Here is a 23,205-nt window from a genome sequence, read left to right as displayed (position 1 = left end):
AGCTTGAACGATTTAAGCGTGGGACTGTATGCCCCCATATAAGGTTTGATATAAGCCTTCTTGCTCAACTAACTCACCATGAGTACCTGTTTGCGTCACTTTCCCATCTTCAAGCACGTAGATCAAATCGGCTTGTTTCACAGCGGATAGTCGGTGCGCAACGATTAATGTTGTTCTACCACGTAAGAACTCGGTCAGTGCTTTGTGTAAAGCCGCTTCAGTAGCGGTATCTAGCGCAGACGTGGCTTCGTCTAAAATAACAAATTGAGGATTACTCAGCACCATTCTAGCAATGGCAAGCCGTTGTCGTTGACCTCCTGACAAACGAATGCCATTACGACCAACTTGAGTATCCAAGCCGTGGTTAAGTTGAGAAATTACATCATGCAGCTGAGCCACTTCAAGCGCACGCCAAAGTGACATTTCGTCAAAATTCCCACCAAGCGTTAGATTATGCCTCAAGGTATCGTTAAATAGTATAGGTTGCTGTAATACCACGGCAATTTTGTCGCGAATTACTTCAAAACCAATATCTTCTGTTAATTCATCATTAAAGCGAATGCTACCGGAGTTTTGACGGTAAACCCCAATAAGTAATTGTATCAAGGTTGACTTACCACCGCCGCTTGCACCAACCAACGCCACTTTCTTTCCTGCCGGCATATGTAAAGAAAGATTATCTAGGACTTTGTTTTCATTATTGTAAGAGAAATTAATGTTTTCTACTTTAACATCAACTTCTCTACCTTCTTTGAAAGGATTTACCTTAGGAACCGGTCTCTGCTCTTCTTCTAACTCTAATAAGTCGTTGATGCGTTTTAATGCGGCTTTAGCGCTGTACCAAGAAAACTGAATCCCAAGCAACTCTTGAACAGGAGAAAGCATGAACCATAGGTAACCAAAAACGGCAAATATTTGGCCAATAGTAAGGTCACTGAACATGACCATTAACATTGCGACAGCTCTGAATAATTCAAAGCCGATCAAAAAGAGAAGAAAAGAAACGCGACCAGCCGCTTCAGATTGCCAAGCATACTTGTCTGCATCAACGCGAACTTGGTTCGCACTGTCTTTGAGTTGCTGGAGAAATTCTCGCTCTTTATTGGCCGCGCGTAGTTGGTAGATTCCATCTAATGTTTCAACTAAACGGTTTTGGAAAATTTCAAAAGAATGATTTTCCTTCCGTTTCAGATGTTTAACCATACTGCCTAGTTTACGTGAGAAATAAATGACAATAGGGTTAACTAACAGGATAAACAGACCAAGTCGCCAATCGAGCCAAAGTAGAACGATAGCAGTACCAATAACAGTCAGAAAACTGATAACGAATTTTGCTAACGTAGAACCAATAAATTTATCAATGGTCTCAATGTCAGTGATAAGGTGTGCGTTGATTCCTCCGCTACCTTTGGTTTCGTATTGTCGGATGCTGATACGGCCGAGTTTGTCGATCATTTTACTGCGCATCTCAAACGTGATGGTTTTTGAAACAAGCGTAAATTGTCGGCTTTGAAGGATATTTAATCCTTGGCTCGCAGCTCGCATAAGAACAACCAAGAATAGGGTGAAGAAAATATAGCCTGTCGGAGTGTGCCACGCTTCAGGGAGAATGGCATTCATGGCATCTAAGCCTTTTGCAGGTTGGTCCAATAAGACCTCATCAACCATCAAAGGCATGAGGAGGGGAATTGGAACACTAATCAAGGTTGCAAGCACCGCTATCAAGTTCGCTATGATCAGCTTGGACTTGTGCTTTTTTACTTGTGTTATCAACCAAGAACGGCTAATAGTGTCATTTTTCAGAAGCATTGTAATTGAGAATAAGTCCTATTATAAAGTAGGGCTGCATTTTAGCGCCATACATTGAGAATGGAAGCTTTTATAGTAAGTAGGAAGTTAATATGAACTTAGAACAATACCAAAGACTAACCAAACAAGCTGTTGCTCTAATTGAGTCTGAACCAGACTTTATTGCGAACCTAGCAAACTTGAGCTCATTGCTTTTCATGGAACTTGACGATCTTAACTGGGCAGGCTTTTACCTAACAAAAGGTGAAGAGCTTGTTCTTGGTCCGTTCCAAGGAAAACCAGCTTGTGTTCGTATCCCAATGGGTCGAGGCGTCTGCGGTACTGCTGCACAAACTAATACTATACAAAGAGTATACGACGTTCACGAATTTGAGGGGCATATTGCGTGCGATGCAGCGAGCAATTCAGAAATTGTGATTCCATTTTCTATTAATGGAAAGGTGGTTGGTGTACTTGATATTGATAGTCCAAGTATTGGGCGATTTAATGAAACAGACGAAGAAGGTCTCACTCATTTCATGGTTGAAGTAGAAAAGCTGCTTAATTCACACGCGAACGACGCATAAATTAGCCTTCGAGTGTGGTTTTTCCTTGGCATGTCACTATAATACGAGAATATTTTTTCTTAATGCTCGCGGAAATCCGCTCAAATCAGGACCCCTCATGACTGAAAAGTTAAAAAACAGCAAAGAAGTTATTGCATATATTGCTGAATGTTTCCCTAAGTGCTTTACTTTAGAAGGTGAAGCAAAACCTCTGAAAATTGGTATTTTTCAAGATCTTGCGGAACGTCTAAATGAAGACGAAAAAGTAAGCAAAACACAGCTTCGTGCAGCGTTAAGACAGTACACTTCATCATGGCGTTACCTACACGGTGTAAAACCAGGTGCAGTACGTGTAGACCTAGATGGCAACCCTTGTGGTGAGCTAGAAGAAGAGCACGTTGAACACGCGAAAGCGACACTTGCAGAAAGCAAGGCGAAAGTTCAGGCTCGTCGTAAAGAACAAGCACAAAAAGCTCGTGAAGAGGGTAAGGCGAAAGCGAAACCTGCGGCTAAAAAGCCTCAACAGCCTCGTCGTACTAATAAACCAAAAGTACAAAAACCAACTAAGCCTGTAGAAACGCGCGCTCTAAATGCTGATGAAATCACAGTAGGTAACGCAGTTAACGTGAACATGGGCAAAGGAAACATGGCAGCGACCATTGTTGAAATCAATAAGGATGATGTACGTGTTCAACTTGCTAACGGCCTACAAATGGTTGTGAAAGCGGAGCACTTGCGCGCATAAAGGAGATACTCCTACGCATGAATTGCCGTTCAAAAGTGACCCTGATTGCTGCTAGCTTATGGCTAGCAGCATCAGCTCAGGCTCTTGAAGCCAAACTACATAAAGATGACCTGCCGGTTCTTTCTCCTGAAGTTCAGCATGAAACAGCTAGCAAACGAGTCACCTCGCGATTTACCCGCTCTCATTATAAGCACTTCAGCCTCAATGATGATTTCTCTAAAGCGATCTTTGAACGCTATGTAGAGTTGCTTGATTACAATAGAAATATTTTCACTCAAGCAGACATCGATTCATTTAAAAATTGGTCAGTCGAGCTTGATGATCAGCTTAAATCGGGCAACAACCAAATTGCTTTTGATGTTTACAACCTCTCAATGCAGAAGCGTTTCGATCGTTTTGCTTATGCGTTAACTCTACTCGATGAAGAGATCAAGTTTGATACCGATGACGAGATAGAGTTAGACCGCTCTGAGGCCGCATGGCCAAAAGACGAAGCAGAGCTCAACGAGTTGTGGCGCAAGCGTGTGAAATATGACGCGTTAAATCTGAAACTGACTGGCAAAGAGTGGCCAGAGATTAAAGAAGTTTTAGAGAAGCGTTATAACAACGCGATGAAGCGCATCACACAGACCAACAATGAAGACGCATTTCAGTTGTATATGAATGCCTTCGCGCGACAGGTTGACCCTCATACAAGCTACCTTTCTCCACGTAATGCCGAGCAATTCCAATCGGAAATGAACCTTTCTCTAGAAGGCATCGGCGCCGTTTTGCAAATGACAGACGATTACACAGTAATTCGTTCACTTGTTGTTGGCGGTCCGGCCTCAAAGAGTAAGCAACTTGGTGAAGGGGACCGAATCACTGGTGTTGGACAAGACGGTGAAGAAATTGTCGACGTGATCGGTTGGCGTCTGGATGATGTTGTTCAGTTAATCAAAGGCCCTAAAGGCACAAAGGTTAATCTACAGATCTTGCCAGAAGGTAACGATGCGAAGAGTTACATTGTCACAATTGTTCGTGACAAAGTTCGCTTAGAAGATCGTGCAGTTAAGTCAGAAATCATCGAAAAAGACGGTAAGAAGATTGGTATTTTAGAAGTACCAAGTTTCTACGTCGGCTTATCGAAAGACACCGATAAATTACTAGCTGAGTTGAAAACCAAAAACGTTGACGGCGTAATCGTTGATCTACGCAACAATGGCGGTGGTGCGCTAACAGAAGCAACGGCATTGACAGGTTTATTCATTAAAGAAGGTCCTGTAGTTCAAGTTCGTGACAGCTATGGTCGCATCAAGGTGAATGCCGATACCGATGGAAAAGTGAGTTATGATGGCCCATTGACGGTGTTGATTAACCGCTACAGTGCTTCAGCATCTGAAATTTTTGCAGCGGCAATGCAAGATTATAATCGTGCAATCATCTTAGGTGAAAACTCTTTCGGTAAAGGTACAGTTCAGCAACATCGTTCACTGAATCATATTTACGATCTTTTCGATAAAGAGCTAGGTTATGTTCAGTACACGATTCAGAAGTTTTATCGTATTGACGGTGGAAGTACGCAAAATCGTGGTGTTGCACCAGATATTTCGTACCCAACGCCAATTGAGGCTTCTGAAACAGGTGAAAGTGTTGAAGACAATGCTTTACCTTGGGATCAGATTGATAAAGCACAATATCAAACGTTTCCAAGTAACGACGCCTTAGTTGAAAAACTTACTGCTCTTCATAACAAGCGTATTTCTGATGAAATGGAGTTCCGCTTTATCAATGAAGACATCGAGAAATATCGTAAAGAAAAAGACGATAATACTTTGTCTTTGAACGAAAAAGTTCGTAAGGCTGAATCGGATAAAGCGGAAGCCCTTCGATTACAACGCATAAATGAACGTCAAGTTGCTTTGGGTAAAAAAGCATTTAAAACATTGGATGACATACCAAAAGACTACGAGGCTCCTGATGTTTATTTAGATGAGTCTGTCGCGATTATGGTCGATCTACTTAAGCAGGAAAATCAGTCATAATAACTGGCAATTTAGAATAAAAAGAGTGAGTCTTTCAGATTCACTCTTTTTTTATGCCTTTTTGTCTTCCGCTGTCTCGATATCGAGCAAGATATTCGCTTATTTTCCCCCAATAATTTACGTGATCTACATCTAAAATTTCGCGAAAGTGAGGACTACTGGCTAAGCTAAAAGAAAACGATAAGGATGCCGATATGAAGTGGTTCTTTATTTTACTTAGCTTTTGCTGCTTTAGTGTGTTTGGTGGAGAAAACACCAGAGAAGATGAATTAAGTCACTTTGACACGCCGTTTCTCATCGGAGACTGGTATTTGATGAACCCAAACCCCGAAGAGTCGGCTGAAAACTTTCGTGCGATCAAACTCTCATTAGGTTCTGACTACAGCTTTTCTATTGATATTCAAAAGAAAGACTATTCCGTTGACCATTGGGAAGGGCTGTATAACGCAAATGAAGACACAATCGTTCTTGGTTTAAACACCGACGAGCCTCAAATTTATGCCTATCGCAACAACCATAATACGCTTGATCTTAATGGTGTAACATTCACTAAGGGATTATCCAATTCACTTGCAGGTATGTGGTCTAGCTCTCACGTATCTGGCGACGGTCTTGTGGCCAACAACATTAATCAGATGGATTTGATACTTCAACCTGATTTCGTGTTCATGTTTAGGGTTTCGAACGAAGAAGGGGATGAGTCCATCAAACAAGGTGTGTTTTACACAGAAGATGAGTTTTTGGTTCTGCTGTATGAAAATGGCGAGCATGGAACCACGTATAAGCTCAACAAGAATGAGCTAACGATCGAAGATTCCAATGGTGATATGTACGCCGTACTCAATAGAGTTACGCCATGATGCCTTTAACATGCGCCAAATTACGCGTGCGTACGGTAAGTCATTAATGTTGTTTAAATGTTAATCAAAAAACGGAGCTAGAGCACTAAAAGCTCCGTTTTTTGATGGAAAGACTTGTATTCTGATACCACAACCCCTACAAATAGCTTATATAGTGATACCAGAAATGCATTTTTGATCATGCAGTCTGGTATTTTTGTTGTTCGACATACAAGGATTTATGCTCATGTCTCAAGCTCCCCTGGCCAAATATCGTAAAGATTATAAAGAGCCATCTCATGCGATTACTGATATCGATCTTACTTTTGATCTATATGACAATGACACAATCGTTACGGCGGTATCAAAAGTTGCTCAAAAAGGCGATACAACAACGCTAGAACTCGATGGCGAAGGGCTTGAGCTACGCGCTGTAAAAGTAAATGGTGAGGATTGGGCTCATCACGAGGTGAAGGAGTCATCGCTGGTACTGACCGATCTTCCATCCGAGTTTGAACTTGAAATCGTCACCAAAATTGATCCTGAAGCGAATACAGCACTCGAAGGTTTGTACAAATCAGGCGGCGCATTTTGTACTCAGTGTGAGGCTGAGGGCTTCCGCCGTATCACGTACTATCTAGACCGTCCGGATGTTCTAGCAAAATACACAACAAAAGTGATCGCAGATAAAGCGGCTTACCCATATTTGCTGAGCAATGGTAACCGAATTGCAGAAGGTGATGCAGAGAACGGTCGTCATTGGGTTCAATGGCAGGATCCGCATCCAAAACCAGCTTACTTGTTCGCCCTTGTTGCAGGCGACTTTGATGTATTGCGTGACAAATATACAACGATGTCAGGTCGCAGTGTTGATTTAGAAATCTTTGTTGATAAAGGTAACCTAGATCGTGCAGGCCATGCGATGACATCTTTGATCAACTCGATGAAGTGGGATGAGGAACGCTTTGGCCTGGAATACGATCTGGATATTTACATGATCGTTGCTGTTGATTTCTTCAACATGGGTGCAATGGAAAACAAAGGCTTGAACATTTTTAACTCAAAATATGTGCTGGCGAACGATCAAACTGCGACAGATCGTGATTATTTAGGCATCGAAGCTGTGATCGGTCATGAGTACTTCCACAATTGGACTGGAAACCGTGTCACTTGTCGTGACTGGTTCCAACTAAGTCTAAAAGAAGGCTTAACCGTATTCCGTGACCAAGAATTCTCTTCTGACTTAGGCTCTCGTGCTGATAACCGTATTGATAACGTACGTATTATTCGTGGTCCTCAATTTGCGGAAGATGCAAGCCCAATGTCTCACCCGATTCGTCCTGACAAAGTCATTGAGATGAATAACTTCTACACGCTAACGGTGTATGAAAAGGGCAGCGAAGTTATTCGTATGTACCATACACTCCTTGGCGAAGAGGGCTTCCAAAGAGGAATGAAACTTTATTTTGAACGTCACGATGGTACCGCCGCGACGTGTGAAGACTTTGTTTCTGCAATGGAAGATGCCACCGGTGTTGATTTAAAACAGTTCCGTCTGTGGTACAGCCAATCGGGTACACCAACGCTGCGCGTAAATAGCGAATACAACGCTGATGCAAAAACTTACGCACTAACGGTAGAGCAATTTACGGAGCCGACGCAAGACCAAGCAGAAAAACAAGCGCTGCATATCCCGTTCGATATCGAGTTGTATGATTCGAAAGGTCAAGTTATCCCATTGATGAGTAACGGTGAATCTGTTCATAACGTGCTGGATATTAAACAAGATAAGCAAACGTTCGTATTTGAAAATGTCGAAGAACAGCCAGTGCCATCTTTGTTGCGTGAATTCTCGGCACCAGTCAAATTAGAATACGATTACAGCGATGACGAGTTAGTCTTCTTGATGAAGCACGCAACGAACGATTTTGCTCGATGGGACGCTAGCCAAATGCTATTGGCTAAATACATTCGTCAGAATGTGAAAAACGTTCAAGCGGGACAAGAAGTATCGCTTTCTGAAGGTGTGATAGATGCTTTCCGCGGTGTGCTGTTGGATGAAACGCTTGAGCCAGCTTTCATTGCTCAAGTTTTCTCTATGCCTTCAATCAATGAGATTACTGGTTGGTACCAGCAAATTGATATCGATGCCGTAGACAAAGTGCTAAACAGCATTACAGTGTCACTTTCCAAAGAGTTAGAAGATGAGCTAAGTGCGACTTATCACACGCTTAAGCAAACAGAGTATACGATCGACCATGCTGCTATTGGCAAGCGTGCTTTACGTAACCGTTGCCTTCAGTACCTTGCACATACGGAAAAAGGTAATGATTTAGTCAACGCGCAGTACGCATCTGCAAATAACATGACAGATACGATTGCTGCGATGAGTGCTGCAAATAACGCTCAGCTCGAGTGTCGTGAAGCACTTATGGCTGATTACAGCGATAAATGGAAGCACGATGGTTTGGTTATGGATAAGTGGTTTGCACTGCAAGGTAGCAATCCTGCAGAGGATGCTCTTGAAAAAGTAAAAGCAACCATGAACCACGAAGCATTTAGTTTGAAAAATCCGAACCGTACGCGCAGCTTAATTGGCTCGTTCTTAAGTGCGAACCCTGTACGTTTCCATGATAAATCCGGTGTAGGTTACCAGTTTGCCGGTGAAATTCTTCGCCAACTAAATGATTCGAACCCACAAGTAGCTTCTCGAATGATTGATCCTTTGCTTAAGTTCCGTAAATACGATGAAGCTCGCCAAGCAATGATTCGTGCAGAACTTGAAAAGCTCAAAGCAATGGATAATCTTGCTAAAGATCTATTCGAAAAAGTGACTAAAGCACTAGACGAATAGTAAACAACACAATAGGGTGGTCATTAAGGCCACCTTATTTGTTTATGTCACTTAGTTTTCACTTCATGAACTATTACTACTTCAATCTCAACATTTCATATCAAACGTTTTTATCTCATTATTCTGGTGCGGCAAGTGTTGTTCAAGTTGTCACACACAACGGTTTGCGTTTGCAGTTACCCGCCGCGAGATTTAGACCATTTCTTAGTCAATTGGGCGTTAGAGGCCAGTTTAGACTAACAACTGACCAAAATAATAAGTTTCTTAAGTTAGAAACTCTGTGATGTATTGTATTTGCAGAGAGTTAAATAGGAATCTTAGTCACAGAATCGGACATTTCACCTCTTACCACTACGATTAGTTGTTAAACATTTGTAATTATGCTTTTACAATGGGCACATGCATTACCTATGCTTAGTTTCTAAGGTAACAACCTAGCTACTAAGTCCCCCTACAAAACAACAATTCTAATGTGGAGTGTGAATATGACCGCGCGTGAAAATGTAGTGCCGGTTCTGCTTGAAAAGGTTTACCAACTGATTCAAGACAAACTCGAGCTTTCTCACCAAACGCTTGTAACTAAACTTGCTCAACACTTATTCAGTAACATTGCTGATGATGATCTAATTCAGCGAAACGAATCCGACCTTTATGGTGCTGTCGTTAGCCTTTGGCACCATATCAATGAAAAAAAACCAGAAGAGATTTCGGTTCGAGTATTTAACCCGACCGTAAGTCGTCAAGGCTGGCAATCCACACACACAATCGTAGAAATTGTTGTTCCAGATAGTCCATTCTTAGTGGACTCAGTCAAAATGGCTTTAGCACGTTTGGATCTTGTTTGTCACCTAATGTTGAATAACCCAACACAGATTCAGCGTGATAAAAAAGGCCAAGTTACAGACGTAAACGGTGAGGGTGGTGTTCTTCAATCACTTTTCCACATAGAGGTAGACCGCCTTACTAGTAAAGACGAGATGCAAGCGCTTAAAGAAGAGCTGTTAAGAATTCTATCTGATACTCGCTTAGTCGTTGATGACTGGAAGCAGATGGTTGATAAGCTTAAGTTTGTTACTGATGAACTTGAGAAAAATAAAGATCGTGTTTCTATCCAAACTGATCGTATGGATGAAACGATCGCATTTCTTCGTTGGCTAGAAGATCATAACTTTACCTTTATGGGTTATAAAGATTATGACTTAAAAGAGGTCAATGGTGATACCGAACTTGTTCCTGCTAAAGAAAAAGGACTAGGTCTGTTTGCTGATGACAAGCGCGTGCGTAGCGTCAAGCTCTCTGAATTATCAGATTCAGCGCGATTAGAAGCGAAAAAACCATACGCTCTGATCATCACCAAAGGTAACAAAGCATCTCGTATCCACCGTCCGGCTTATACTGATTACATCGGTATTAAAAAGTTTGATGAAAACGGTAAAGTAATAGGTGAGCATCGCTTTACTGGTTTATATACCTCCGCCGTTTACAACCAAGCGGTACAAAGTATTCCTCTGATCCGTGAAAAAGTTGACCGTATCCTTGAAGCAAGTGGATACCGCCACGGATCATACTCATACAAAGCATTGCACAATATCTTAGAAAACTACCCACGCGACGAGTTGCTTCAAGCTAATGAAGAAGAGCTGCTTGAGGTGGGAATGGGTGTTGTACAAATGCAAGATCGTGACTTGCTGCGTTTGTTTGTTCGTAAAGACCCATTTGGTCGTTTCTTCAGTTGCATGGTTTATGTCACTAAAGATCGTTACAACACAGAATTGCGTCGTCAAACTCAACGCATTCTTAAGCAGTACTTTGGTTGCGAGCAAGAGGTTGAATTTACAACGTACTTCTCAGAAAGCCCACTAGCGAGAACACATTACATTGTTCGTGTAGACAATAACAACATTGACGTAGACGTGAAAAAGATCGAGCAAAATCTAATGGAAGTTTCTACCTCTTGGGATGACAGACTAAAAGAATCCATCATTGCTAACTTTGGTGAAAGTAAAGGCCTTCCTCTTTCAAAAGAATATATGAGTGCGTTCCCTCGCTCATACAAAGAGGACATGATGCCAGGTTCTGCGGTTGCAGATATCGAGCGCTTAGAAGCGTTAAGTGATGATAATAAACTTGGTATGTTGTTCTACCGACCTCAAGAAGAGGGAGCAGATTCCAAAGCTGTCCGCTTAAAGTTATATCATCGCGATGAACCAATTCACCTTTCTGACGTAATGCCGATGTTGGAAAACCTTGGTTTGCGTGTGATTGGCGAATCGCCATATGAGATCGAGAAAAACAACGGTCAGACCTTCTGGATCCTTGACTTCTCTATGCTGCATAAGAGCGAGAAAACCGTTGACCTTCGTGAAGCTCGTGATCGTTTCCAACAAGCATTTGCTGCCATTTGGGCGGGTAATCTTGAAAGTGATGGTTTCAACCGATTGTTATTAGGTGCGTCTTTATCTGGCCGTGAGATTTCCATTCTTCGCGCTTACGCACGATACATGCGCCAAGTCGGCTTCCCATTCAGTCAGCAGTACATCGAAGACACGCTAAGCCACTACCCAGACTTAGCGACAGGTCTAGTCAAGCTGTTCACCAAGCGATTTGATCCGAAACACAAAGGCAGCGAGAAAGGCCAAAACGATCTAATTAAAAAGCTAACAGAGCAGTTGGATCGTGTAGAGAGCTTGGATGATGATCGTATTATTCGTCGTTATATCGAAATGATCATGGCGACGCTTCGTACCAACTACTACCAAGTAGACGAGAATAAGCAGCCTAAGCCTTGGTTATCTTTGAAAATGAAGCCAAGCGATATTCCTGAGATTCCGCAGCCTGTACCTGCATTCGAGATCTTTGTTTACGCACCAGATATTGAAGGTGTTCACCTTCGTGGTGGAAAAGTGGCTCGTGGTGGTTTGCGTTGGTCAGATCGTCAAGAAGACTTCCGTACGGAGATTCTTGGCTTAGTGAAAGCGCAACAGGTTAAGAACACTGTAATTGTACCAGTGGGTGCAAAAGGCGGCTTCGTTTGTAAACGCCAGCCATCTCTCACCAGTCGTGATGAAATTTTTGCGGAAGGTCAGCGTTGTTACAAACGCTTTATCCGTGCACTGCTTGATGTGTCAGATAACATCATTGAAGGAGAGGTGGTACCACCACAAAACGTTGTTCGTCACGATGAAGATGACCCATATCTAGTAGTGGCTGCCGATAAAGGCACAGCAACCTTCTCAGATTTGGCAAACTCTGTTTCTGCAGAATACAACTTCTGGCTAGGTGACGCATTCGCTTCAGGTGGTTCAAACGGTTACGATCACAAAGCAATGGGAATCACCGCAAAAGGTGGTTGGGAATCTGTTAAACGTCACTTCCGTGAAATGGGCATCAACTGTCAGACCACTGATTTTACTGCAATCGGTGTAGGTGATATGGCAGGTGACGTGTTCGGTAACGGTATGCTGTTATCGAAGCATATTCGATTGCAAGCTGCGTTTAACCACATGCACATCTTTATTGATCCAAATCCAGATTCAGCCAGCAGCTGGGAAGAGCGTAACCGCTTGTTTAATTTGCCAAGATCAAGCTGGGAAGATTACAACAAAGACTTGATCTCTCAAGGTGGTGGCATCTTCTCTCGTCGATCAAAATCGATCCAGTTGACGCCAGAAATTCAGAAAATGTTAGGTACGAAGAAAGCATCTTTAGCGCCTAACGATCTGATAAAGATGATCTTGAAAATGAAAGTCGATCTTCTTTGGAACGGTGGTATCGGCACTTACGTTAAATCATCGACAGAAACTCATACAGATGTTGGTGACCGTGCTAACGACATGCTGCGCATTGACGGCCGTGACTTAAGAGCCAAAGTGGTTGGCGAAGGTGGTAACTTGGGTATGACTCAGCTTGGTCGTATCGAATACGCACTAACTGGCGGTCGAGTGAACACGGACTTCGTTGATAACGTAGGTGGCGTTGACTGTTCGGATAATGAAGTCAACATCAAGATCTTCCTCAATGGACTGGTTTCAAATGGCGATCTTACGGTTAAGCAACGTAACCAAATTCTAGAGTCTATGGAAGACGAAGTGGGTGAAATTGTCTTGGATGATGCTTACCGTCAGTCGGAGTCGATCTCTGTTACTGAACAGCAAGGTGTTGGCATTGTTAAGGAGCAAATTCGATTCATCCACACTATGGAGAAAGCAGGGTACTTGGACCGTGCTCTCGAATACATTCCTGATGATGAAACGCTAATCGAGCGTGAAAAACAGGGACTAGGTCTGACTCGCCCTGAGCTATCAGTGTTAGTTGCCTACGGTAAAATGGTACTTAAACAGCAACTTGTTACGGATGAAATCGCAAATGATGAATTCCATGCAAAACAACTTGTTGAATATTTCCCAAGTGCGTTACGACGTAACTATAAAGATCAAATGGTTAATCACCCACTGCGAGCTGAAATTATCGCTACAGCATTGGCTAACCAGATGGTTAATGAAATGGGCTGTAACTTCGTTACTCGTTTGCAAGAAGAAACTGGTGCAAGTGTTGTCGATATTGCCAACGCTTACAGTGCGGCTAGAGAAATCTTTGATTTAGAAGAAATCCTCAAGCAAACTCGCAAACTTGATAACGTTGCGACAGCGCAAGCTCAATACGAAATTATGTTTTACGTGCGCCGAGCACTGCGTCGAATTGCACGCTGGTTGCTTCGTAACCGTAGCGGCAAATGCACGGTCGGTGAGTTGATTGCTATCTACAAGCAAGATGTCAATGTTATCACTGAAACCCTAGACACTATGTTAGTTGAGTCTGAAGTTGAAGAACACAATGAGTTGGCTCAAGGTTGGATAGAGAAAGGGGTTGAAGAGAAACTCGCTCACCAAGTTGCCCGCTTATCAAGCTTACAATCTGCACTGGATATTTCATCAGTAGCAAGTGAAACAGGTAAAACGGTTGAGCAAGCATCGAAACTCTACTTTAACTTGGGTGACCGTTTATCGTTGCATTGGTTCTTGAAGCAAATTAATAGCCAAGCCGTTGATAACAACTGGCAAGCACTTGCAAGAGCGGCATTCCGTGAAGATCTGGACTGGCAACAACGTCAACTTACCGCTCAGGTACTGACTTGTGGCTGCTCAACCGAAGAGCTTGACGTGATGGCTGCGTTAGAAGATTGGATTGAAACTAACGAGCAATCGTTGCACCGCTGGGAGAGTATCTTAAACGAGTTCAAAGTTGGCTCAGTACACGAATTTGCTAAGTTCTCTGTAGCACTTCGAGAGCTAGTACTTTTAAACCTCAACTGCTCATCGAAAGAGTAGTGGAATAATCAAGTCATAAGTAAAAGCCTCGTTATTTAACGGGGCTTTTTATTATCTATTATTCACATTTGGAACGAAAATAGTTACATTGTCACATTGAGTTGAAATTAAAACAGAGTGAAATCGATTGCTTTTAAGCGGTTAGTTACGATTTTTATCGCAGAAACTTGATTGTAATTGTTTGTTTTATATTTGAAAATCTTATAAAGATATAGGTTTTTACTTATTACGTTCATTTTCATTGAATTACGATGAAAAACGGTAAATAATATTGTCCCGTTTATACGGGGCTTTTTTCTTTCGGAGGCACAATGCTTTACCGTCTAGCCAGAACTGGCTTTTTCCAACTCGATGCCGAGAAGGCACATGATCTTGCAATCAAGAACTTCCAACGCTTTAACGGCACACCACTTGATCTCTTTTACCGCCAACAGTTACCAACTCGTCCAGTTGAGTGTATGGGTCTAACATTCCGTAACCCTGTTGGTCTTGCGGCTGGTTTAGATAAAAACGGCGAATGTATTGAAGCATTTGATGCCATGGGCTTTGGCTTTGTCGAAGTCGGCACTGTAACGCCACGACCACAACCAGGTAATGATAAACCACGCCTATTCCGTTTAGTGGAAGCAGAAGGGATCATCAACCGCATGGGCTTTAATAACCTAGGCGTTGATAATTTGATCGAGAATGTTAAACGAGCAAAATTCAATTGTGTTCTCGGAATTAATATCGGTAAAAATAAAGATACGCCAATTGAGAAAGGGGCAGAGGACTACCTGATTTGTATGGAAAAAGTGTATGAGTATGCTGGCTATATTGCAGTAAACATCTCATCGCCAAACACTCCAGGCCTTCGTTCACTTCAATATGGTGAAGCCCTTGATGAACTGCTTTCCGAATTAAAGGCGAAACAAGCGGAGTTATCAGAGAAGTACAACAAGTACGTCCCGTTAGCATTAAAGATTGCGCCAGATTTAAGTGACGATGAAATCTGCCAAATTTGCGATTCTTTATTGAAAAACAATATAGATGGTGTGATCGCGACTAACACAACTTTGGATCGCACGATCGTAGAAGGGATGAAACACGCCAATGAGGCAGGTGGCTTGAGTGGTCGCCCTGTGCAATCACGCTCTACGGAGGTCGTACGTAAGCTTCATGAAGAGCTTGGAGACAAACTTCCAATTATCGGTGTTGGTGGTGTAGATTCCTATGTTGCAGCCAAAGAAAAGATCATGGCAGGCGCTAAGCTTGTTCAAGTCTACACTGGCTTTATTTACCACGGCCCAGGTCTCGTACGTGATATTGTTAAGAATCTTTAACATATACATCAAAAACTACTGAAAAATCAGTACCTGTTACATAAAAAAGAGGACTTTGTTTCCTCTTTTTTTTTATCCGTTCGTTTGTAGAATTTAAAAATCACGAGTAGGTAATTAAGCGTCTTACCTCTTTACCACTGATTTAACTAGTCAAGAGAGAACGGAATAATGCTTAAACCCAGCGACAAATGGAATTGGTATTTTGACGAGCAAAAAGCTTGCTTAATGCTGGATCTGGGGGAGGAAATGATTTTCCAAACCAATCTATCCCGAAAATTGTTGGTTAACTGTGCCTTCTCAAACAGTGAATTTACCGTTGATGACGCCAGCGCATTTCAAACGTTTAATGAGCGCATTCGCTGTCTCGATATCAGTGAATATCGCCAAGCTGAATTAACACTGTATTGTGTTGCTGCAAAGCGTTTTCATAAACCTGTACAGCCTAAGAGCTGGTTCTTCGATGCACAGACCTCTGATTATGAACCTCAAGAAGGGGACATGGTCTTTCTCACAAATCAATATTCTGATGGTATGTTCATCGTTCTAGAACCAGGCGAAACATCGAGCTTATGTGCTTATGTTAACCAAGAAGCCTTTGTTCTTGATGGCAATAAGGCGCTTCAATTTGGGCAGCCGATTAAAGTAATGCATGATCGCATGGCTTGTGCAAACCACCTCTTTGCAATGACCCCTATGGCAATGGTGGGTTAAAGCGGTTTAATTTTTCTTTATTTCGTTCCTTTGTTTGCCTTAATCGACCTTATTGGGTCGATTTTTTTTGTCCTTTCCTCAGACACTCCAATCCGAAAGACCATGAAACTGTTTGTTTTCTATGCATGCAAACATGAAGCTGGTCACTTTTATTTTACTTATTTCAATTTGATTACTCCTTTAATTAGGCAACCTAGCGCCTAAAACAACCCTATTTATTCCCCTATAAAGGGTATTTGTAAGTAACTTACATCAACCAATTCAGGCTGGTATATACCAAAATGCATGTAAATAAGTATTCACTTCTTCTAAAGGAAACAAAATACGTTCATGAATGAAAAACATTCAAACTAAAGATGTTGAAAGTTTTAGATCATTTGAGTGGTGATGATTTGAACTAACGGGTGGGAAAATACCTTTAAAAACGAGGCATTGATCGTAAAGTCAGGTATAATTGAAGCCATTTTTTATCAGCGAAAGAACACTATGAATCAATATCTCGCGGTAACTTCAAATGGCATGGAAAATTTGCTTGTTGAAGAACTGACTAAACTAGGCATTGAAAATGCGAAACCAGTACAGGCAGGCGTAAAATTTAAAGCGACAAACGAACAGGTTTATCGCTGTTGTTTGTGGAGCCGTTTAGCGTCTCGATTTGTACGTGTTTTATCTGAGTTCACGTGTAACAACGACATGGACTTGTATCTATCCACTTCCACTATTAACTGGGTTAACCAATTTCATAGCTCTAAACGCTTTGTTGTGGACTTTAACGGCACAAACCGTGAGATTAGAAATAGCCAATACGGAGCTATGAAGGTCAAAGATGGCATCGTAGATTGCTTTGAGAATAAAGGCTTGCCACGTCCTAATATCAGCAAAGAACGCCCAGATATTCGTATTCACGTTCGTTTGCATAAAGATAAAGCGTTGCTTGGGGTAGACATGGTAGGTAGTGGTCTTCATCAGCGTGGTTATCGACCAGAATCGGGTCGTGCGCCATTACGTGAAACGCTTGCTTCTGCGATTATCATGCGTTGTGGCTGGGATGGGCATCAACCATTACTCGATCCAATGTGTGGTTCTGGTACTTTGCTTATTGAAGCGGCGATGATGGCAGCCAACATGGCACCTGGCGTTAAGCGCAAACAATGGGGCTTCGAAGTTTTGGAAGATTTTGAACCGGAGACCTGGGCTGAGATTAAATCAGAGGCTAATGTTCAAGCTAGACGAGGTGTCAAGAAAGTTGACGCTAAGTTTTTTGGATTCGATAACGACCCCAAAGTATTAAAAGTTGCTCAAGAAAACGCCCGCAGAGCAGGTGTTGAAGAGTTGATTGAGTTTGCGCAAGGTGATGCTGCAACTATTACTCGTCCCGCAGGATTTGAACACGGTGTTATCGTTTCAAACCCACCTTACGGTGAGCGTCTAGGAACTGAGCCGGGGCTGATTGCGCTCTATACCGCATTCGGTGGACAGCTAAAATCTGAGTTTGGCGGATGTAAAGCATCTATCTTCTCTAGCTCAGACGAGCTCTTGAGTTGCCTTCGTATGCGCGCTGATAAACAGTTTAAATTGAACAATGGTGCGTTACCGTGTCACCAAAAGAACTACAGCATTGCCGAGCGCAGCGCTGATGAAGTTAAAGGTGCAGATACTAACGTTCAAATCGCACCAGACTTCTCAAACCGTTTGAAGAAAAACATTGGCAAGATTGGCAAGTGGGCGCGTAAAGAGAAACTAGACTGCTACCGTATCTACGATGCAGACCTTCCAGAATATAACGTAGCGATCGACGTGTACGGCGATCAAATTGTGATTCAAGAGTACGCAGCACCTAAGAACATCCCTGAAGAAAAAGCCAAGCGTCGTCTAACGGACATTATCCGTGCGACGATTCAGGTGACAGGTGTCGAAGCGAACAAAGTTGTACTGAAAGTTCGTGAGAAGCAGAAAGGTCGAAGCCAGTACCAAAAATTAGGTCAGGTATCAGAGACGCTCGAAGTAAACGAGTACGGTGTGAAGCTGATCGTGAACCTTCATGACTACCTAGACACAGGCCTGTTCTTGGATCATAAGATCACTCGTCGTCGTCTTGGCGAAATGGCACAGGGTAAAGATTTCCTTAACTTGTTTGCTTACACTGGTAGTGCAACGGTGCACGCTGCAGTTGGTGGTGCGCGTTCCACTACAACTGTCGATATGTCAAACACCTACTTGAACTGGGCGAAAGACAATATGCAGCTTAATGGCTGTGTAGGGCGCCAACATAAATATGAACAAGCGGACTGTTTGCAATGGCTAGAAAACGCAAAAGGTGAGTACGACTTGATCTTTATTGACCCACCTACGTTCTCTAACTCTAAGCGTATGGAAACATCATTCGATGTACAACGTGACCACATTAAGCTAATGAAGAACCTCAAACGTTTACTGAGAAGTGAAGGCACAATCGTATTTTCAAATAACAAACGTCACTTCAAGATGGATGAAGAATCACTCGCTGAATTGGGTTTGAAGGCTCAGAATATTTCTTCTCAAACGTTACCATTAGATTTTTCGCGTAATAAACAGATTCATAACTGTTGGCTAGTAACGCACGCGTAGTATAAACAAAAGGATTAATACGTGCTGATATTGTATAGCACGGAGGGATGCCATCTTTGTGAGATGGCATTTGCTCTAGTAGACCAAGTCGGTTTGGCCGAGCAAACAGATATCATTGATATTGCGTTCGATGATGTACTATTTTCTCGTTACGGCGTCACAATACCCGTATTAAAATATCAAGATTCTGAGTTGAACTGGCCGTTTGACTTAGAACAACTCACACATTGGTTGGATAATAATGGCATTACTTACCATTCATAACGCACAACTTGCATTTGGTGACCACCCATTGCTAGACAAAGCGGAGTTCGCTCTTCAAGAAAACGAACGCGTTTGTTTAGTTGGTCGTAACGGAGCAGGTAAGTCCACGTTAATGAAAGTGCTTGCCGGCGACATTTTGTTGGATGATGGCAAGATTCAAATAACTCAAGACGTAGTAGTTTCTCGGCTTGAACAAGATCCACCGCGCAATCAAGAGGGTACGGTTTACGAATACGTATCTGGCGGTTTGGCTGAAATCGGCGAACAATTGAAGATCTATCATGATCTTCTCGATCTTGTTGCTCAAGACCCAAGTGAGAAGAACATTAACCGTTTGGCGAAAGTTCAAGAGCAACTTGATCATTCTAACGCTTGGCGCTTTGATGACCGTGTTAAGAACGTACTTGGCGCTTTAAAACTAAGCCCAGAAACCAAACTGACCGATCTATCCGGTGGCTGGCAACGTAAAGCTGCTTTAGCTCGTGCGCTGGTTTGTGATCCTGATGTATTGCTTCTTGATGAACCAACAAACCATCTCGATGTGACAACGATCGAATGGTTAGAGAACTTCTTAAAAGACTTCAAAGGCTCGATCATCTTTATTTCTCACGACCGTGCATTCATCAAGTCGATGGCGACACGCATCGTCGACTTAGATCGCGGTCAATTAGCTTCTTTCCCTGGTAATTACGAACAGTATTTGAATGACAAAGAAGAAATGCTTCGCGTCGAAGAAATGCAAAATGCTGAGTTCGATAAGAAACTAGCTCAGGAAGAAGTGTGGATTCGTCAAGGTATTAAAGCACGTCGTACTCGTAATGAAGGCCGTGTTCGAGCCCTTAAAAAACTTCGTGAAGAGCGTCGTGACCGTCGTGAAGTTCAAGGTAAAGTTAACCTAAACATCGATGATGCTTCTCGTTCAGGTAAGATTGTATTTGAAGCAGAAAATGTATCTTTTGCTTACGAAGGCAAGACAATTGTCGACGACTTTAGCTTTAACATCATGCGTGGTGACCGTATTGCACTTATCGGACCAAATGGCTGCGGTAAGAGTACGGTACTTAAATTGCTATTAGGGCAATTGGAAGCGCAGTCTGGTCGTTTACACTGCGGAACAAAATTAGAAGTCGCGTACTTTGATCAGTACCGAGAGATTTTGGATCCAGAAAAGACAGTGATCGATAACTTAGCGGATGGGAAACAAGAAGTAATGGTTGGGGGACGTCAGCGTCATGCGCTGAGTTATCTTCAAGACTTCTTATTTGCACCTAAGCGCGCCAGAACCCCGGTTAAGGCACTTTCTGGTGGTGAGAAAAACCGATTATTGCTAGCCCGTATCTTGTTGAAACCAAACAACTTACTTATTCTTGATGAGCCAACTAACGATTTGGATATCGAAACGTTGGAACTTTTAGAAGAAATGCTTGCCAATTATCAGGGTACATTATTGTTAGTGAGTCACGACCGTGAGTTCGTAGACAACACAGTAACAACCAGCTGGATTTTTGAGGGTAACGGTATAATCGAAGAGTTCGTTGGTGGTTATCATGATGCTAAACAGCAGCGTGACCAAGTTCTTGCTTCGCGCAGTCAGGTTGAAAAACCAACGAAGAAAGAGAAAGTGGTTGAGGAAACTCCCAAAACTACGCAACCTAAGAACAATTCGAAGAAGTTATCGTATAAGCTGCAAAGAGAATTAGAGGCTCTACCAGCTAAACTTGAACAATTAGAGTCGGATATCGAGAGCCTTCAGGAGCAAGTGAACGATCCAGAGTTCTTTGCTAAACCTGTAGAGCAAACTCAGCCGGTATTGGAACAGCTTGCTGCATTAGAGCAGGAGTTGGAAATCGCATTCGAGAGATGGGAAGAACTCGAAGCAATGCAACAGGATAGTTAAGAATTCAATGAATTGTAGTAATAAATTCAAATTGACCGCCATTGCAATGATGGTTGGTACCACAATGAACGCACAGGCGGCATTGTATCAAGTTGTTGAGGTTTCACCTCAGGATCATGGTTCAAACGGTGACTACCAAACGGCTTACGGGGTTGCAATTCAACAGGGCAATGCAGGTACAGATCCTTCAACAGGTTCACCTTTCGCTCTAGGCTGCTTTGATGCAGCAGCAAACTGCACGCCAGAGCAGTTTAAACTTGCAATGGAAACTCGCACTACACCGATTTCAGCGACACAAGCCGTGGATGGGAACAGCTATCGTGAAGAAATCCCATTCGGATTAGACGCTGGCTTTTATTACATCCAAGAACTCAAAGACTTTGAGCGTTACTGTTACAACCAGCTTCGTTATTCCACCTGTGACTCATGGGCTTCAGTAAACTGGACGCCGTGGAATAAAGAACGTAGTAAAGACTTTACTTCTAATGCGTTAGCGTTCATAGAAGAAGATTCTGCTGCTTATAAAAATGAATATAACAATGTTATCAACCAGCTTACCGAGGGTGGTGCAGCTGTCGGTAATCAGAGTAAAGTTAGCACAGAAAATACTTCTACATTAGAAACACGAAATACCGTAGTTGCACCAGTAGAGCCAAATATTCTTACTGGCGATAATGACGCAAGTGTTGTGCAAAGCCATGCTTGGAGCACAGACGGCATTTTTACTGTTGGCAGTGTTTCTCGAACAGCAAGCAATACCAATGGATCTCACCACACATCAAAAGCAGCGATTTGGGATCAAAGCGGAACCGTCAGTGAATTGGCTTGGCCTAGTGGCACATCTAAAGATGGAGAAAGGTTAGCTCAAGGGAGCATGCGTGATCTTGTCACTGATGGAACAACGGTCTATGGCGTAGGTTACAACACTTACAGTGATGATAACTACCTGAATGCGACTGTTTTTGTCGGAACTCTAGAAGCCGAAGGTAGCGTTGAAAACGCAACTTGGAAAAATAAAGTTGTTGTAGGAGCTAGACAGCGCGAAGGTGATGATACTGTTCATACAAACTCACGCTTAACCGACGTTAACTCTAATTTTGTTGCTATTGGTGAAGCGAAACGTTCGGGCGGATACTTAATGCCAACGGGCTCTGCTCCGAATCGTCTCTTTATCGTAGATGATGTTCGTAAGGATTCTATTAGCGCTTTTTACCCAACTACTGGCATTTTCTTTAGCGGTGCGGGCGGTAAGATGGGCGGTATCAACTCTTACAATGAAATCGTCGGGCAACTTGATGCGGAAACGACTCGTGAAGACGATGGCAAGCCACGTCGTAAGCGCGGTTTTATCTATCCATATAGCGTAGGTGGCGAGACTAGTGAACGTGCTGCAACATTATTCAATGGAAAAGCTTGGTTCCTAGACAGTTTGACTAATGGCGGTGATTACTCTGAACAAAACAATCAGTTCCGTATTATCGACGCAACTGATATCAATGATGCAGGTGTGATCTCTGGTACTGCTATGAAATGTGCAGGTGGTTATAGCACAACAGCAAACAATGCGACATGTAGCTCTGAAGAGCAAATTGTAGCAGTCAAACTAGTACCTATTGCTGACGCAACTAAGGACGACATCGTATCTCGAAGCATTGACTCAACGACGACAGAGCGTCAAGGTGCAGGCCTTGGTTGGTTAGCTTTGACCATGCTTGGATTGTTTGGGTTCCGTAGAAAATAGTTAAAAATCGTCAGTAATTTTTAAATCAAGCAGAGGCTCACACATTTGAGTCTCTGCTTTTTTTATGCCTTGAGAAATTGCCTACTTTGATCGATTCTTATAAGTGGAGTCATAAAAACTCCATCAAAGTTTCACAATAACAGCTGTACGTTAGTAAATGGACCTGTATGAGGAATTAACTATGAAGAGACAAAAGCGTGATCGCCTAGAACGAGCTCAATCTCAAGGCTACAAAGCTGGGTTGAATGGAAGGTCTCAAGAGGCTTGCCCATATCAACAAGTTGATGCTCGGTCGTATTGGTTAGGTGGTTGGCGTGATGCCAGAGATGAAAGACAATCTGGTCTCTACAAATAAACTCTCCACATACAAAAAGAAGGATTCGAAAGGGCTCTACGGAGCCTTTTCTACATTATAGGGACATAGGGAAGTAGGTTAACACTGGATAGTAAATTACCACCTTCTAAAGAAGGTGGCTTTGTGTGAGCCCCCTAAAAGGGGGCCTTTGTTTAGTCCAGCGCC

15 protein-coding genes are annotated in these 23,205 nt (G+C 42.6%); 14 read left to right on the top strand and 1 reads right to left on the bottom strand.

Annotated elements, in window-relative coordinates; translation table 11 throughout:
• Nucleotides 1-12 precede the first annotated feature (12 nt).
• Nucleotides 13-1,809, bottom strand: a complete 1,797-nt coding sequence (locus R7F67_RS21270; protein ID WP_005377431.1) for an ABC transporter ATP-binding protein — start codon at nucleotides 1,807-1,809, stop codon at nucleotides 13-15.
• Nucleotides 1,810-1,901: 92 nt separating this feature from the next.
• Between R7F67_RS21270 and R7F67_RS21265 the strand changes: the two genes are divergently transcribed.
• The 14 genes from R7F67_RS21265 (at nucleotide 1,902) to rmf (ending at nucleotide 23,040) form a co-directional block, all read left to right on the top strand.
• The gene (locus tag R7F67_RS21265) at nucleotides 1,902-2,375 is read left to right on the top strand and encodes a GAF domain-containing protein (protein ID WP_005377433.1); all 474 of its coding nucleotides are present in this window, start codon (nucleotides 1,902-1,904) and stop codon (nucleotides 2,373-2,375) included.
• 97 nt (nucleotides 2,376-2,472) lie between these two features.
• Nucleotides 2,473-3,099: an RNA chaperone ProQ gene (gene proQ, locus R7F67_RS21260; protein ID WP_005377435.1), complete on the top strand. Its 627-nt coding sequence runs from the start codon at nucleotides 2,473-2,475 to the stop codon at nucleotides 3,097-3,099.
• A gap of 17 nt (nucleotides 3,100-3,116) precedes the next feature.
• On the top strand, nucleotides 3,117-5,123 hold the full coding sequence (gene prc, locus R7F67_RS21255; protein ID WP_017634279.1) for a carboxy terminal-processing peptidase: 2,007 nt from the start codon (nucleotides 3,117-3,119) through the stop codon (nucleotides 5,121-5,123).
• Nucleotides 5,124-5,317: 194 nt separating this feature from the next.
• Nucleotides 5,318-5,983 carry a hypothetical protein gene (locus R7F67_RS21250; RefSeq protein WP_053304489.1) on the top strand — a complete coding sequence of 222 codons (666 nt, stop codon included), beginning with the start codon at nucleotides 5,318-5,320 and terminating at the stop codon, nucleotides 5,981-5,983.
• 226 nt (nucleotides 5,984-6,209) lie between these two features.
• A complete protein-coding gene (pepN, locus tag R7F67_RS21245; RefSeq protein ID WP_053304490.1) occupies nucleotides 6,210-8,816 on the top strand; it encodes an aminopeptidase N in 2,607 nt (868 codons plus the stop codon).
• 65 nt (nucleotides 8,817-8,881) lie between these two features.
• Nucleotides 8,882-9,100, top strand: a complete 219-nt coding sequence (locus R7F67_RS21240; RefSeq protein ID WP_005377440.1) for a DUF2835 domain-containing protein — start codon at nucleotides 8,882-8,884, stop codon at nucleotides 9,098-9,100.
• Nucleotides 9,101-9,301: 201 nt separating this feature from the next.
• Nucleotides 9,302-14,143, top strand: coding sequence for an NAD-glutamate dehydrogenase (locus tag R7F67_RS21235; RefSeq protein WP_042522994.1), 4,842 nt, complete (start codon nucleotides 9,302-9,304; stop codon nucleotides 14,141-14,143).
• A gap of 311 nt (nucleotides 14,144-14,454) precedes the next feature.
• Complete coding sequence (gene pyrD, locus R7F67_RS21230; RefSeq protein ID WP_017634281.1) at nucleotides 14,455-15,465, top strand: quinone-dependent dihydroorotate dehydrogenase; 1,011 nt, start codon at nucleotides 14,455-14,457, stop codon at nucleotides 15,463-15,465.
• Between the two features lie 168 nt (nucleotides 15,466-15,633).
• Nucleotides 15,634-16,176 carry a cell division protein ZapC gene (locus R7F67_RS21225; protein ID WP_017634282.1) on the top strand — a complete coding sequence of 181 codons (543 nt, stop codon included), beginning with the start codon at nucleotides 15,634-15,636 and terminating at the stop codon, nucleotides 16,174-16,176.
• Between the two features lie 486 nt (nucleotides 16,177-16,662).
• Nucleotides 16,663-18,783: a bifunctional 23S rRNA (guanine(2069)-N(7))-methyltransferase RlmK/23S rRNA (guanine(2445)-N(2))-methyltransferase RlmL gene (rlmKL, locus tag R7F67_RS21220; protein ID WP_017634283.1), complete on the top strand. Its 2,121-nt coding sequence runs from the start codon at nucleotides 16,663-16,665 to the stop codon at nucleotides 18,781-18,783.
• Nucleotides 18,784-18,804: 21 nt separating this feature from the next.
• Nucleotides 18,805-19,047, top strand: coding sequence for a glutaredoxin family protein (locus tag R7F67_RS21215; RefSeq protein ID WP_017821808.1), 243 nt, complete (start codon nucleotides 18,805-18,807; stop codon nucleotides 19,045-19,047).
• On the top strand, nucleotides 19,025-20,944 hold the full coding sequence (locus tag R7F67_RS21210; protein ID WP_005377449.1) for an ABC transporter ATP-binding protein: 1,920 nt from the start codon (nucleotides 19,025-19,027) through the stop codon (nucleotides 20,942-20,944). Before R7F67_RS21215 ends, R7F67_RS21210 begins: the two co-directional genes overlap by 23 nt.
• A gap of 7 nt (nucleotides 20,945-20,951) precedes the next feature.
• A complete protein-coding gene (locus tag R7F67_RS21205; protein ID WP_017634284.1) occupies nucleotides 20,952-22,685 on the top strand; it encodes a DUF3466 family protein in 1,734 nt (577 codons plus the stop codon).
• Nucleotides 22,686-22,866: 181 nt separating this feature from the next.
• Nucleotides 22,867-23,040: a ribosome modulation factor gene (rmf, locus tag R7F67_RS21200; protein ID WP_005377453.1), complete on the top strand. Its 174-nt coding sequence runs from the start codon at nucleotides 22,867-22,869 to the stop codon at nucleotides 23,038-23,040.
• The last annotated feature ends 165 nt before the right edge of the window (nucleotides 23,041-23,205 follow it).

Source organism: Vibrio sp. YT-17, assembly GCF_033337375.1.
Taxonomy (GTDB): Bacteria; Pseudomonadota; Gammaproteobacteria; order Enterobacterales; family Vibrionaceae; genus Vibrio; species Vibrio alginolyticus.
This window is presented reverse-complemented; position numbering and strand designations above follow the sequence as displayed.